The sequence below is a fragment of the Pseudorhodobacter sp. genome, assembly GCF_034675685.1.
Taxonomy (GTDB): Bacteria; Pseudomonadota; Alphaproteobacteria; order Rhodobacterales; family Rhodobacteraceae; genus Pseudorhodobacter.
This window is the reverse complement of sequence record NZ_JAUCDA010000018.1, coordinates 140,322-153,355: the sequence shown is the minus strand read 5'-3', so window position 1 is coordinate 153,355 and position 13,034 is coordinate 140,322. Positions and strand designations below refer to the sequence as shown.

Genomic DNA, 13,034 nt, shown 5'->3' with positions numbered 1-13,034 from the left:
ACGCAAGCCAGCGCTTGAATTGAACACCCATTCAGATAAATACACGGGCATGGCACGCAAGATTGGCTCTCATTCCGAAATTACCGGCCCACGCATCCGTGGCGCGGCGCTGCGGCTGTTTGCGCGCCATGGGTATGCTGCCGTCTCAATGCGTAAAATCGCGGCCGAGGTGGGCGTGCAAGCCGGTGCGCTTTACCTCTATACCACTGATAAACAAGCGCTTCTGTTTGATTTGATGCAAGATCACATGACCGATCTGCTGGCGGCGTTGCACGCGCTGCCGCCACAACCCGACCCCGCCTCAAAGCTGGAGCAGTTCGCGCGATTCCACATCGGCTATCACGTTGAACGCCCAGAGGCGGTTTTTATCGCCTATATGGAATTGCGCAATCTGACGCCTGAGAACTTTGCCACGATCGAATCCCTGCGCCGAAAATATGAGGATCGCTTGCAGGCCATTCTTATCGAAGGTGTCGCTTGCGGTGTTTTTACCTCGCCCGACACCAAAATGGCCACATTGGCGCTGATTTCCATGCTGACCGGGGTCACGAGTTGGTACCGCGAAGGTGGCCGCCTTGCCCGCGCCGATGTGCAAACGCTCTACGCCGACATGGCGCTTCGCGCGGTTGCCAAAATGCAAGGCTGATCAATCGCGCGGCTCGCCGATTCTTGCGGTTTGGTGGCCTGTTGCAGCGTTTCGGCAAAAAAATGAAGTGCCACGACCCTGCCACATTACGCGCTTTCGGGGCAGTGGTGATCAACGATGTATCACGCGCTTCGCCTTGAACCCGCCTCACATATCGCTGTCTGAAATTAAGTATTTCAACGCGTTATCTGATAAGCCACGTTTCAAGTTAAAGGCGTAAGGCTATAGATGCACGGCGCGACTGAAAACAGCGCGGGCAAGTCTGGCCTTTTGCTTTCGGCGATCTAGGTTCAGCCAACAAAGGAGATAGCCATGACTTTGATTGCCGTTTTTCTATTCTTTGCCGCCACCTCTATCGTGTTTCTTGTTGCTGACGCGCTGATGTTGGGCCTTGTCCTTGGCCCGATCTTTCGCAACCATCTTGGAGAGACATTGCTTGATGGCCTGCGCCTTGGGCCTGCAATCGCGTTTTACCTGCTTTACATGGCGGGCCTTACATATTTCGCAGGCCTTCCCGCCCTGCGTGACGGCGCAGCCCTGTCTGCGCTTTACAACGGGGCGGCACTGGGGCTGATTGCCTACGGCACCTATGAGCTGACATCATGGGCCGTGATGCGCGATTGGCACCCGCAAATGGTGTTCATGGATCTGACATGGGGGGCTGTGGTCAGCGGAATTTCCGCCTATATCGGCGCCCGCGCAGCCCTGGCGCTGGCGGGATAAAAGGGCAGGTATCAAGCTGAAACAGTCGAAAGATACATGCTCGCCTTGGAAATAAGGCAGGCACCCGAAAAGGCAGCGTGCAATTGCGCAGTATAAAAGCTGACATGCCCTGACTTTTCGTTAACAAAAATGGCGAAACCTGATAGTCAAACGATCAAACAAACACGCCGAGTCGACCGACAGGCACGCCCAGCCACAGGAAATTATCATGATTCTTTACGGCATCTCTACCTGCGATACCTGCAAGAAAGCCCTCAAGGCGCTGAATGCGGCAGGCCATACGCCCCAATTCCGTGACATTCGCGCCGACCCGCTGACGGAAAGTGAAGTTCTTGAATTTGTTACCGAATTTGGCGGCACGATCATAAATCAAAAGTCGACCACATGGCGCGGCGCTTCGGATTGGCTGAAAGCCTCTGAGCCAGAAGAGCAGTTGAAGCAGCAGCCCACGTTGATGAAACGTCCGGTCATCCGTAGTGATCAAGGCCTGACTTTGGGCTGGGATGAGGCAGTTCAGGCAAAATATCTATAGCTGGCAATCGGCCCGCAAAGGCGGGCCGCTGCACTTTTGTTGAAATATCAAAGCAACCGCAGATCTCCGGCTGATTCTTTGCCATCCCGGCCCGATTGCAATTCAAAACCGATCTTTTGATTGTCGCTCAAACCCGTCAGCCCGGCGCGTTCGACGGCTGAAATATGGACGAAAACGTCCTTGCCGCCATTATCTGGCGCGATGAAACCATAGCCTTTGGTGCTGTTGAACCATTTTACGGTGCCGGTAGGCATGCCGTTTCTCCTCCATCAATCCACCCCCCGGCGACATGCCGTGAGAGCGTGCCGTCAGGTCTTCCATTGCGATCGGCTGCCGTGGGGTCAGGATCAGGTTAGAAACTCTGCGTCACAATTAAAATCATGCCGCATCGTGTGAAAAAATCAAGAACCTTGTAAGGGTGCGGCAAAGCGTTGCCTCAATCGCCGGCCTGAAAAAGCACAGCGCTGCCTTTCACGCCAACCCAGCCGCACAAATATCCACATCCCAAAGCGTTTCGCCTTGCCCTGTCACGATGGCAACAAGGGCATAGCCGCCGCGTGTTCCATGCTGGCGTTAGGCTGTGTAACATAAATGCGAGGGTAGGGCAGGGGCGCCTGAAATGGAAAAAGCGCCGATCTCTCGGCGCTTTTTCCATTCGTGTCAGGGCTTTGTTGGCCGCAAATCCGGCGGTGTCGCTTCATCCGCCAAAATCTGCGTGATTGCCGCAAAGGTTTGCATTTCAGTCTTGGTTTCACCCAGGCGGCGGACGGAAACGGTTCTGTCTTCCACCTCGCGCATGCCAACGGCCAAGATGACAGGAACTTTTCCGACCGAATGCTCTCTTACCTTGTAGTTGATCTTTTCATTGCGCAGATCAACCTCGGCCCGCACGCCGACCGCTGTCAAAGCTGCCGCAACCTCTCTGGCGTAGTCATCGGCGTCTGAGACAATCGCCGCAACAACCACCTGACGGGGCGCGATCCAGAACGGCAGTTTGCCAGCATGTTCTTCAATCAAAATCCCTATGAACCGCTCAAATGACCCAAGACAGGCGCGGTGCAGCATGATGGGGCGGTGTTTGGCGCCGTCTTGCCCGATGTAACTGGCATCCAGCCGTTCGGGCAGATTCGGGTCTACCTGCAACGTGCCGCATTGCCAGTCGCGGCCAATGGCATCGGTCAGTACAAACTCCAGCTTTGGTCCGTAAAACGCCCCTTCACCGGGGTTCATCTCATATTCATAGCCAGCGGCTTGGCAGGCATTGGCAAGTGCTGCTTCGGCCAAATCCCAGCTTTCATCGGTCCCGATCCGTTTTTCAGGACGGTCCGAAAACTTGATCCGCCATTTGTGAAAGCCAAGCTCGGCATAGATGCCGGACAGAAATTCGATGAACTTCCTGGTTTCCGCTTCGATCTGGTCGACAGTGCAGAAGATATGCGCGTCATCCTGGGTAAAGCCGCGCACCCGCATGATACCATGCAACGCCCCCGATGGCTCATATCGGTTGCAAGACCCAAATTCCGCCATCCGCAACGGCAGATCGCGGTAGGATTTCAGGCCAACATTGAATACTTGCACATGGCAGGGGCAGTTCATTGGTTTCAGCGCGTTCACCGTCTTTTCGCGGGCGTGGTCTTCATCCACCTCCACGATAAACATATGTTCTTGATAGCTTTCCCAATGGCCGCTCGCGTCCCACAGCTTGCGGCTTACCACTTGCGGCGTGTTCACCTCGACATACCCATCGGCGCGCTGACGGCGGCGCATGTAGTCTTGCAGCGTGGTGTAGATCATCCAGCCATTCGGATGCCAGAAAATCTGCCCCGGCGCTTCTTCCTGCATATGATACAGGTTCATTTCGCGCCCCAGCTTGCGGTGGTCACGCTTGGCGGCTTCTTCCAGCATGGTCAGATGCGCGCGCAGGTCTTCGCGGTTCTTGAAGGCCACGCCGTAAATCCGCTGTAACATCTGCCGCGAGCTGTCGCCGCGCCAATAGGCCCCGGCAAGCGACATCAGCTTGAAACTATCCGCCGGAAGCTGCCCTGTGTGCTGCAGATGCGGGCCACGGCAGAGATCTTGCCAATCGCCGTGCCAATACATCCGCAGCGGTTCATCGCCGGGGATGCCTTCTATCAGCTCGACCTTGTATGGCTCATTCTTTTGTTCGTAATGTGCAATCGCGCGGGGACGATCCCAGACTTCGGTACGAATTGGGTCGCGCAAGTTGATGATTTGCTTCATCTTCGCTTCAATCGCACCAAGGTCCTCAGGCGTGAAAGGTTCGATTCTGTCAAAGTCGTAATACCAGCCGTCCTTGATCACGGGCCCGATCGTGACCTTTACATCTGGCCAAAGCTCCTGCACGGCCCGCGCCATCACATGCGCAAAATCATGACGGATCAATTCCAGCGCCGGGGTCTCATCAGCCAGCGTGTTCAGGGCAATGCTGGCATCGGCCATGATCGGCCATTGCAAGTCAAAATGTGCGCCGTCCACGGTGGCACTGATTGCCTTTTTAGCAAGGCTTACGGCGATCGAGGCCGCAACTTCGGCGGGGGTGATACCTGCCTCATACTGTCGGATATTGCCATCGGGAAAGGTCAGAGAAATTTGGGCCATCTGGGCCACCTCCTCGGTTTGGCGCCCACGATGCGCCCGGTTGCGGGTTATAGCGCGGTTGATATGCGAGCTTGTGGCCAAAATGTCAACTGATCCCGAATTTCCCCAACAGCGAATTTTCGTCGAAAATTCAGATTTTTCGACGAAAAATCGTGGGCGGCTTGGCCTGCGGGCAGGGCTGGTCTACAATTTGGAAAAGAGTATCGAGGACCGTATGCCAAACCCTATGTTTCTGACCACAGCCCAAAACCGCCACATCGCCTATCACCAAATTCCACCATCCAGGGATGGGCAGGGGCCGGGTGTGGTGTTTTTGGGTGGATTCAAATCGGATATGGAGGGCACCAAGGCGCTGTATCTGGAGGATTGGGCCAGGGCGCAGGGCCGCGCCTTCCTGCGGTTCGACTATTCCGGTCACGGCCAATCTTCGGGCAGATTCCTTGATGGCGCGATAGGCGATTGGTTCGAAGATGCTTTGGCCGTGATTACCGTGCTGACGACAGGGCCGCAAATCCTCGTCGGCTCTTCCATGGGGGGGTGGATTTCCTTGCTGGTTGCCCGCACGATACCCGACCGCATTGCGGGCCTTGTCGGTATTGCTGCAGCGCCGGATTTCACCGAAGACAGTATGTGGGCCAGCTTTACCGACGCGCAAAAGGCAGAGCTGACTGCGGGGCAGGTTGCTTTGTCATCCGAATATGCCACAGAGCCTTATGTGATCACCAAACGTCTGATTGAGGAGGCGCGCGCGCGGCTTGTTCTGCGCGCGCCGCTTGCGCTGCCATTCCCCGTCCGGCTGTTGCAGGGCACCGCGGATACGGATGTCCCGCCCGCCGTGGCGCTTCGTCTGATGGAGCATGCGCAAAGCCCTGATCTTCATCTTACCTTGGTCAAAGGTGCGGATCACCGCTTTTCGACGCCCGCTTGCCTTGAGTTGATCACCACCGCCCTTTTGGATATTCTTGCAAAGGCCCCCGGCGCGTAATTCGGCAAATGTCTTGGGTGGCTTTTGTTTGGGCTGCCCGTGATCAACAGCCACGCTTTTGCGCCCAAAGAGCGCGTTACCCTAGGCGCAGGCTTTGTCCGTCAGCCTTGGGTGGCGGCCTGGGGGGCGATTTTGCTGCTGAACAAAGGCACCTCGGGGCAAAAAAAAACGACGCGGTGGACGTCTTTGTTCAACAGCCTACAAAATAGTTTTGTGACGCTCCGGCCCCAAAACGCAAAAGGCCCCCGACAGATCAGCCGAGGGCCCAAAGACAACACTGGTTCGCTGTGTTAGTTACGAGGCCGCCTGTGCCGCAGAAGGTTTCTCGGCCTTGACGGGCACAGCATCACCTGAATTGGCGTCGATAAAGGCCAATACCAAGGGACGAATGTTCAGGCGCCAGCTTTTACCCGCAAAAATCCCGTAATGGCCGGCACCCGGTTCAACATGGCTGGTTTTCTTGCTGTCGGGCAGGCCGGTACACAGGTTCAGCGCCGCAATGCACTGGCCTGGTGCCGAAATATCGTCATTCGCACCTTCAACTGTCATTACCGCAACCTTTGTGATCGCGCTGATATCCACCAGCTTGCCGGCAACGCTGAATTCATTCTTGGCGATTTCACGGTTCTTGAACACCCGCTCAACCGTGGACAGGTAGAATTCGGCGGTCATATCCATCACGGCCAGGTATTCATCATAAAAGCGGTTATGCGCGTCAAAGTCGGATGCCTCATCCCGCGCCACCCGCATGATTTGTTCCTGAAAGGCCTTTTTATGGCGTTCCGAGTTCATCGAAATGAAGCTCTGCAACTGCAAAAGGCCCGGATAAACCTTTCTTCCTGCGCCTTTATACTTGAACCCGACCCGTTGAATGGCAGTCTGTTCCAACTGCCCCATTGTCACGCGGCGGCCAAAATCCGTCACCTCGGTTGCGGCCGCGTCGGGGTCTACCGGCCCCCCGATCAGGGTCAGGCTGCGCGGCTGCGCGTCGGGGTCTTCGGCGGCCAGATAGGCGGTTGCGGCCAAGGCCAAAGGCACCGGCTGGCAGACGGCGATCACATGCGTATCGGGGCCCAGCTCGCGCATGAAATCAACCAGATAGAGCGTGTAATCCTCAACATCGAATTTGCCCGCCGATACCGGAATATCCCGCGCATTATGCCAATCGGTGATGTAAACCTCACAGTCGATCAGCAAGCTTTTCAAGGTAGAGCGCAGCAAGGTCGCATAATGGCCCGACATCGGCGCAACCAACAAGACCTTGCGCTTCATCGGCGCCCGGCGGCGCACCGAAAAATGCAACAAATCGCCAAAGGGCCGTTCAACAACCTTTTCAATATCTACCAGATGGTCTTGGCCGCCGGTTCCTACGATTGTGCGCACGGCCCAATCGGGCTTGTCCACCATCCGGGCGAATGTGCGTTCGGTCACCTCACCCCAAGCGGCGGTCATTTGGAACATGGGGTTCATGGAAAGCGCGAACATGGGGTAAGAGGCCATAGCTTTCGCTGTGGCGCCGATCCACTCATTCGTGTTGCGCGCACTTTCCATTAGGTCGTAGGTCATCATATACTTCATGTCAGCTCCAAGGCCTCAAGGGTTGCGGCGCTCCGTTCGCGGCCTTTTTTTTATGGCGCACGATCATTATGCTGCGATGCAGCGAATATAGGGGGAAAAGATTAAAATGGCAACAACTCAGAATGATGCAGACGAGCGTATGGCACGGCTGAATGCAAATCTGCAAAAGGTTGAAGATCTGTCCAAGCGTTTGACCGCAGCATTGGCTGGCCGTAAAAATGCCGACCCCGCGCTTACCGGGCCGGGCCAGGATGTCTATATGAAGGCCGCCACCGCCTACGTTGCCGAAATGATGCAAAATCCCTCCAAGATCATCGAGACTCAGGTCAGTTATTGGGGCAAGACCCTGAAGCATTACGTTGACGCCCAGCAAGCCTTGCTGAAAGGCGACATCAAAGCCCCGGTTGATTCAACCCCAAAAGATCGTCGTTTTTCAAACCCGATGTGGGAAGATCATCCCTTTTTCAATTACCTCAAGCAACAGTATTTGCTGAATTCTGAAATGATTTCCAACAGTGTGGATGGTTTGGAACACATGGCGCCCGGCGACAAGAAGCGAGTGGAGTATTTCACCCGCCAAATCGTTGACATGCTGTCGCCGACGAATTTCCTTGGCACCAACCCCGATGCGCTGGAAAAGGCGATGGCCACCGATGGCGAAAGCCTTGTTGCCGGGCTTGAAAACCTGGTGCGGGATATTGAAAGCAATCAGGGTGATCTGCTGGTTACCTTGGCCGATAAGCAGGCGTTCACGGTCGGTGAAAACATTGCCACCAGCCCCGGTGCCGTGGTCTATCGCAACAAGATGATGGAGTTGATCCAATACAGCCCCACCACTGAAAAAGTGCATGAAACGCCGCTGGTGATCTTTCCGCCTTGGATCAACAAGTTCTATATTCTGGATCTCAAGCCGCAAAACAGCCTGATCAAATGGATTGTCGATCAGGGCTTTACGCTGTTCATCGTGTCATGGGTCAACCCCGATGCCAGCTACGCCGATGTTGGTCTGGATGACTATATCCGCGATGGCTATCTGCGCGCGATGGCCGAGGCGCGGCGCATCTGTGGCACCAAACAGATCAATGCTGTGGGCTATTGCATCGCCGGCACCACGCTGTCGCTGACCCTTGGGCATATGGCCAAAACCGGGGATAAAACCATCAAATCGGCGACTTTCTTCACCACGCTTACCGATTTTTCGGATCAAGGCGAGGTGGGCGTATTCCTTACCGATGATTTTGTGGATGGGATTGAACGGCAGGTGCAAGCCGATGGCATCCTTGATAAAACCTTCATGTCGCGTACGTTTTCGTTCCTGCGTTCGAATGACCTGATTTATTCCCCCGCCATCAAAAGCTATATGATGGGCGAGGCCCCCCCCGCTTTTGATTTGTTGTTCTGGAATGGCGATGGCACCAATCTTCCGGCCAAGATGTCGATGGAGTATTTGCGGGGCCTTTGCCAGGAAGATGGCCTTGCGCGTGGGGTCTTTCCGGTCTTTGGCGATCCGGTCAGCCTGTCCGACATCAAAATCCCGATCTGCGCCATAGCCTGCGAAACCGACCACATCGCCGCGTGGAAAAGCAGCTATGCGGGCATCAAGCAATTCGGGTCATCGGACAAAACCTTTATCATGGCGCAATCGGGCCATATTGCGGGCGTCGTCAACCCGCCCAGCAAGAAAAAATACGGCCATTACACCAACCCCGCCCCGATGACGACACCTGAGGACTTTATGGAAGGGGCCACTTTTACCCAGGAAAGCTGGTGGCCGCGCTGGGGAGAATGGCTGGCGGCGCAATCGGGCAAGAAAATCCCGGCGCGTGCGCCGGGCGGGCCTGATAACCCGGTCCTTTGCCCGGCCCCCGGCACCTATGTCAGCGCCCTGCCGCTGAAATCGCCCGAAGCCGAGCAACAGGGCTGACCTAGGGTCAACCCATGCATTCCTTGCAGTGCAGCATTGCAAACCTGCGATGCTGCACTGCAGAAAAAAGACTTGCAATGCCGCGCTGCAGCATCTATATCTCTCTCATCAAGGAAACGCGGAGCTGCTTCCGCCGATTTGGAGAATAGAAAATGACAAAGACCCCAGACATGACAAAAATGTTTCAAGACATGATGGCTTCCTTCCCGGTTGACAATTCCGCGTTCCAGAACGCCTTCAAAAATCAGGCTGCTATGGCCGAGAAAATGTCGAAAGTGGCTCTGGAAGCTGCTGAAAAGTCCAACGAGATTTCCTCGAAATGGGCAAAAGACACGATCGCAAAAGTTTCCGGCGTCACCACCGCCAAGGCTGATCCGGCAGATTACTCCAAAGCGGCAAGCGATTTTGCATCGGCTGCTTCTGAAATGGCTGCTGAAAACCTGGCTGCTTTCGCCGAAATCGCGAAAAAAGTGCAGATGGAAACTGTCGAATTGATGATGGCTGCTGGCAAAGACCTGACCGAAGAAACTTCGGCTGCTGTCAAAAAAGCAACCGCTGACGTACAGACCGCTGCGAAAAAAGCAAGCTCGGCTGCAAAGTAAGCCAAACGGCTTTGGGCGCGTCGCGGCACCCTCCCTGTTGTTGACACGCCAAGAGCGGGCTTCATTCAAGCCCGCTCTTTCCTTTTTTGCTGCACTGCCGTATAGTTTTCCGCAGTGCAACATTTCTGCGCATCATGGCAGCACAAGAAAACCGACAGGGGGGGCAAAATGGCCGAAACCGACAAGCCACTGCTGATTAAACGCTACGCCAGCCGCCGCCTCTATAATACCGAAACCTCGGATTATGTGACGCTGGAGGATATCTCGGGTTTTATTCGGGCTGGCCGTGAGGTGCAGATCATTGATCTGAAATCCGGGGATGACCTGACGCGCCAATATCTTTTGCAAATCGTTGCCGAGAACGAAAGCAAAGGCCAAAGCGTTCTGCCAACGAATGTGCTGAATGATCTGGTGCGCAGCTACACCACCGGCGTCAGCTCGGTCGTGCCGCAGTTTTTGGCCGCATCTTTTGATATGTTGCGCGACAGCCAGTCCAAGATGGTGGAAAATCTGACCAAAGTGCCCAGCCCTTTGGCTGGTGTTCCGGGGTTTGACGCCATGCGCAAACAGCAAGACGCATTTTTGAAAACCATTATGGGTGGCGTTCCGGGGTGGAGCGGTGCAGGCGCTGCAGCTGATGATGCCGGTGAAGCAACGCCCGAATCAGACGAGCTGCGAGAGATCAAGGCGCAATTGGCTGAACTGCAAAAGAAGCTGTCCAAGCTCTGACCACTCTCGGTTTCAGGGCTTGGTGCGGCGCCTTCAAAGGCCGTGACTGCCCCTAAAACCCTAATCTGTCGCGCATCCCATACCAAGTCATCGCTGCTGCCAGTAGCGGCCAGCGCAAAGCCGGGCCGCCTGGGAATCGTGGTTGCGGCAACGCGGCCAGAACGTCAAACCCGCCTGCCTGCCCTTGTACCGCCTGCGCCATCAGCTTGCCCGCCAGAGTTGCCATCGCCACGCCATGCCCTGAATAGCCCGAGGCGGAAAAGACGCGGGCGTGGCTGCGTACAAAGCAGGGCATCCGGTTCATCGTGATCGCGAGGGTGCCCCCCCAAGCATAGTCAATTTTGACATCTTCAAGCTGTGGATAGACCTGAAGCATGGGTTTGCGCACGGTTTTGAGGATGTCGGGAAATTTGTAGCCATAGCTTTCGCCGCCGCCAAACAAAAGCCGCTTGTCATCCGACAACCGCCAGTAATTCACCACAAATTTGCTATCCGCCACCGCGACGTTTTCGGCCAGAAGCCCCGCAGCGCGATCCCCCAAAGGCTCGGTTGCCAAGATGAAATTGTTGATTGGCATGACCCGTGCCGCGACTTTGCGGTCCAACCCGCTTAGATACCCATTCCCGGCCAATATCACATGATTGCAACTGACCCGCCCGGCGCTGGTCAGTACCTCACTGCGCAGGTTGTGCTGAATGTGATGGACCTCTGACCGCTCATAAATCCGTGCCCCCGCAGCCACCGCTGCCGATGCCAGACCGATCGCAAAATTCAACGGGTGTAAATGCCCCGCACCCCGATCCAGATCGCCGCCTTTGAATGCGCCCGAGCCAATCAGCCCCTCGGGAAGCGGCTCAATCTGGGTATAGCCATAGTCCTGCGCCAGTTTGTCAGCGTAGCGCCGGGCATGGCCAACCTCGGCATCCGTATAGCAGGCATGGGCCACGCCGGGATGGAACGGCAAACCCATTTCGGCGGCCAAATCGCGGACCAGCGCCTTGGCTTCCTCTGACATATTCCACAGCTTATGCGCCGTTTCGCGCCCGGCCAGCTTTTCCAGCGCGTCTTGCTCCAACCGCTGACCAGATCCAACCTGCCCACCATTGCGCCCCGATGCGCCAAAGCCAACGCGATGCGCCTCAACCACCACCACATCCAAGCCTGCCCGTGCAAGATGCAGCGCTGCCGACAAGCCGGTAAACCCCGCGCCGACGATACACACATCTGCGCTGGTTTGCCCCTTCAACGGTGCAAAACCCGCAAGTGGTGTCGCCGTCGCGGCGTAGTAAGAGGCGGGATATTGCCCCGCCTTATCATTCACATGCAAAAGGTTCATACGTTAAGCAACAGATGCTCCCGTTCCCACGGGCTGATAACCTGTTGAAACTCTTTATACTCATTCCGTTTTACCGAATCGTAAATATTACAGAATTCTGGCGTCAGCACCTCGCGCAGCGCTGCATCTTCTTCCAATAAATCCAACGCATCACCCAAAGTATAGGGTAGGTCGGTTTCAATATTATAGGCGTCGCCGGTACATTCATCACGCGGCATCTTGCCCTCGATCAGCCCCAGATAGCCACAGGCAAGGCTGGCGGCCAAGCCCAGATAGGGGTTGCAATCCATCCCCGCCAAACGGTTTTCCACCCGCCGTGCCGCTGGCCCGGAAATCGGCACCCGAAGCCCGGTGGTGCGGTTATCGCGCCCCCATTCAAGGTTGATCGGTGCGGCAAAATCCGGCACATAACGGCGGTAGCTGTTCACATAGGGCGCAAGTAGCGCCACCGCCCCCGGCAAATGGTTCTGCATGCCCGCGATAAAGTGAAAGAACTCGGGCGTTTCACTGCCATCTTTGGCCGAAAAGATATTTTCACCCGTTACAATATCCACGACCGAATGGTGAATATGCATCGCCGATCCCGGCTCTCCCTCTATCGGTTTGGCCATGAAGGTCGCAAAGCAATCATGCCGCAGCGCAGCTTCGCGAATCAGCCGCTTGAAGAAGAAAATCTCATCGGCCAGCCGCACCGGGTCGCCATGTGCCAGGTTGATCTCTACCTGGCCGGCCCCGCCTTCTTGCAAAATGCCATCAATTTCCATGCCCTGCGCCTCGGCGAAGTCATAGATATCGTCGATCACCTTACCATATTCATCAACGGCGCTCATGGAATAGGCTTGCTTGCCCGCGGCCCTGCGCCCCGAGCGCCCCATCGGCGGCAGCACCGGCATATTGGGGTCAAGGTTGCGCGCGGTCAGAAAAAATTCCATTTCCGGGGCCACCACCGGCGCCCAGCCGCGCGCATTGTAAAGCTGGACAACGCGGCGCAACACATTGCGCGGTGCCGTTGCAATCGGGTTGCCCTGCTGGTCTTGCGCATCATGGATCACCTGAACCGTCACATCGGCCGTCCAGGGGGCGGCCGTGGTGGTCGAGTAATCCGGCACCAAAACCATATCGGGTTCGGTAAACAGCCCCGAAGGGTTATCGGCCCATTCGCCGGTGATCGTTTGCAAAAAGATCGAGTTTGGCAGGTAATAATTCGCCTGCGTTGCGAATTTTGAGGCCGGCATCGCCTTGCCTCGGGCCACACCGGCAATATCGGCGATAATACACTCCACCTCATCCAGGCGCCGCCCGGCAATATAGTCACGGGCAGCATCGGGTAGCTTGTCGGTCCAGTTTGTCATCGGAAAGC

Annotated in this window: 12 protein-coding genes; 7 read left to right on the top strand and 5 right to left on the bottom strand. The window is 56.0% G+C overall.

Annotated elements, in window-relative coordinates:
• Positions 1-49 precede the first annotated feature (49 nt).
• The 3 genes from VDP61_RS16160 (at position 50) to VDP61_RS16150 (ending at position 1,901) form a co-directional block, all read left to right on the top strand.
• The gene (locus VDP61_RS16160) at positions 50-646 is read left to right on the top strand and encodes a TetR/AcrR family transcriptional regulator (RefSeq protein ID WP_323007988.1); all 597 of its coding nucleotides are present in this window, start codon (positions 50-52) and stop codon (positions 644-646) included.
• 312 nt (positions 647-958) lie between these two features.
• Positions 959-1,369, top strand: coding sequence for a DUF2177 family protein (locus VDP61_RS16155; protein WP_323007888.1), 411 nt, complete (start codon positions 959-961; stop codon positions 1,367-1,369).
• A 208-nt stretch (positions 1,370-1,577) separates the two neighbouring features.
• Positions 1,578-1,901: an arsenate reductase family protein gene (locus tag VDP61_RS16150; RefSeq protein ID WP_323007887.1), complete on the top strand. Its 324-nt coding sequence runs from the start codon at positions 1,578-1,580 to the stop codon at positions 1,899-1,901.
• 47 nt (positions 1,902-1,948) lie between these two features.
• Here the strand turns inward: VDP61_RS16150 and VDP61_RS16145 are convergent, their stop codons facing one another.
• Both VDP61_RS16145 and thrS read right to left on the bottom strand, forming a co-directional pair.
• Positions 1,949-2,155, bottom strand: a complete 207-nt coding sequence (locus tag VDP61_RS16145) for a cold-shock protein (RefSeq protein WP_323007886.1) — start codon at positions 2,153-2,155, stop codon at positions 1,949-1,951.
• 406 nt (positions 2,156-2,561) lie between these two features.
• Positions 2,562-4,520, bottom strand: a complete 1,959-nt coding sequence (thrS, locus tag VDP61_RS16140; protein WP_323007885.1) for a threonine--tRNA ligase — start codon at positions 4,518-4,520, stop codon at positions 2,562-2,564.
• Positions 4,521-4,734: 214 nt separating this feature from the next.
• On the opposite strand from thrS, the gene VDP61_RS16135 reads away from it, so the two are divergent.
• Positions 4,735-5,505: an alpha/beta hydrolase gene (locus VDP61_RS16135; protein WP_323007884.1), complete on the top strand. Its 771-nt coding sequence runs from the start codon at positions 4,735-4,737 to the stop codon at positions 5,503-5,505.
• Between the two features lie 294 nt (positions 5,506-5,799).
• On the opposite strand, the gene phaZ is transcribed toward VDP61_RS16135, so the two are convergent.
• On the bottom strand, positions 5,800-7,083 hold the full coding sequence (phaZ, locus tag VDP61_RS16130) for a polyhydroxyalkanoate depolymerase (protein WP_323007883.1): 1,284 nt from the start codon (positions 7,081-7,083) through the stop codon (positions 5,800-5,802).
• Between the two features lie 106 nt (positions 7,084-7,189).
• On the opposite strand from phaZ, the gene phaC reads away from it, so the two are divergent.
• The 3 genes from phaC (at position 7,190) to phaR (ending at position 10,338) form a co-directional block, all read left to right on the top strand.
• Positions 7,190-9,007 (top strand): class I poly(R)-hydroxyalkanoic acid synthase, encoded by a 1,818-nt coding sequence (gene phaC, locus VDP61_RS16125; RefSeq protein WP_323007882.1) that lies wholly within the window; start codon positions 7,190-7,192, stop codon positions 9,005-9,007.
• A 152-nt stretch (positions 9,008-9,159) separates the two neighbouring features.
• Positions 9,160-9,609: a Phasin gene (locus VDP61_RS16120; RefSeq protein WP_323007881.1), complete on the top strand. Its 450-nt coding sequence runs from the start codon at positions 9,160-9,162 to the stop codon at positions 9,607-9,609.
• Positions 9,610-9,777: 168 nt separating this feature from the next.
• The gene (phaR, locus tag VDP61_RS16115; RefSeq protein ID WP_323007880.1) at positions 9,778-10,338 is read left to right on the top strand and encodes a polyhydroxyalkanoate synthesis repressor PhaR; all 561 of its coding nucleotides are present in this window, start codon (positions 9,778-9,780) and stop codon (positions 10,336-10,338) included.
• 52 nt (positions 10,339-10,390) lie between these two features.
• Here the strand turns inward: phaR and VDP61_RS16110 are convergent, their stop codons facing one another.
• Positions 10,391-11,674 (bottom strand): FAD-binding oxidoreductase, encoded by a 1,284-nt coding sequence (locus VDP61_RS16110; RefSeq protein WP_323007879.1) that lies wholly within the window; start codon positions 11,672-11,674, stop codon positions 10,391-10,393.
• Positions 11,671-13,026, bottom strand: a complete 1,356-nt coding sequence (locus VDP61_RS16105) for a glutamine synthetase family protein (RefSeq protein WP_323007878.1) — start codon at positions 13,024-13,026, stop codon at positions 11,671-11,673. Before VDP61_RS16105 ends, VDP61_RS16110 begins: the two co-directional genes overlap by 4 nt.
• Between the last annotated feature and the right edge of the window lie 8 nt (positions 13,027-13,034).

What these genes read in the sequence shown, in the direction of transcription:
- VDP61_RS16110 (WP_323007879.1), bottom strand. Translation starts at nt 11,674, where the DNA reads ATGAACCTTTTGCATGTGAATGATAAGGCGGGGCAATATCCCGCCTCT.
- VDP61_RS16105 (WP_323007878.1), bottom strand. Translation starts at nt 13,026, where the DNA reads ATGACAAACTGGACCGACAAGCTACCCGATGCTGCCCGTGACTATATT.
- phaR (WP_323007880.1), top strand. Translation starts at nt 9,778, where the DNA reads ATGGCCGAAACCGACAAGCCACTGCTGATTAAACGCTACGCCAGCCGC.
- VDP61_RS16135 (WP_323007884.1), top strand. Translation starts at nt 4,735, where the DNA reads ATGCCAAACCCTATGTTTCTGACCACAGCCCAAAACCGCCACATCGCC.
- VDP61_RS16145 (WP_323007886.1), bottom strand. Translation starts at nt 2,155, where the DNA reads ATGCCTACCGGCACCGTAAAATGGTTCAACAGCACCAAAGGCTATGGT.
- phaZ (WP_323007883.1), bottom strand. Translation starts at nt 7,083, where the DNA reads ATGAAGTATATGATGACCTACGACCTAATGGAAAGTGCGCGCAACACG.
- VDP61_RS16155 (WP_323007888.1), top strand. Translation starts at nt 959, where the DNA reads ATGACTTTGATTGCCGTTTTTCTATTCTTTGCCGCCACCTCTATCGTG.
- phaC (WP_323007882.1), top strand. Translation starts at nt 7,190, where the DNA reads ATGGCAACAACTCAGAATGATGCAGACGAGCGTATGGCACGGCTGAAT.
- thrS (WP_323007885.1), bottom strand. Translation starts at nt 4,520, where the DNA reads ATGGCCCAAATTTCTCTGACCTTTCCCGATGGCAATATCCGACAGTAT.
- VDP61_RS16120 (WP_323007881.1), top strand. Translation starts at nt 9,160, where the DNA reads ATGACAAAGACCCCAGACATGACAAAAATGTTTCAAGACATGATGGCT.
- VDP61_RS16150 (WP_323007887.1), top strand. Translation starts at nt 1,578, where the DNA reads ATGATTCTTTACGGCATCTCTACCTGCGATACCTGCAAGAAAGCCCTC.
- VDP61_RS16160 (WP_323007988.1), top strand. Translation starts at nt 50, where the DNA reads ATGGCACGCAAGATTGGCTCTCATTCCGAAATTACCGGCCCACGCATC.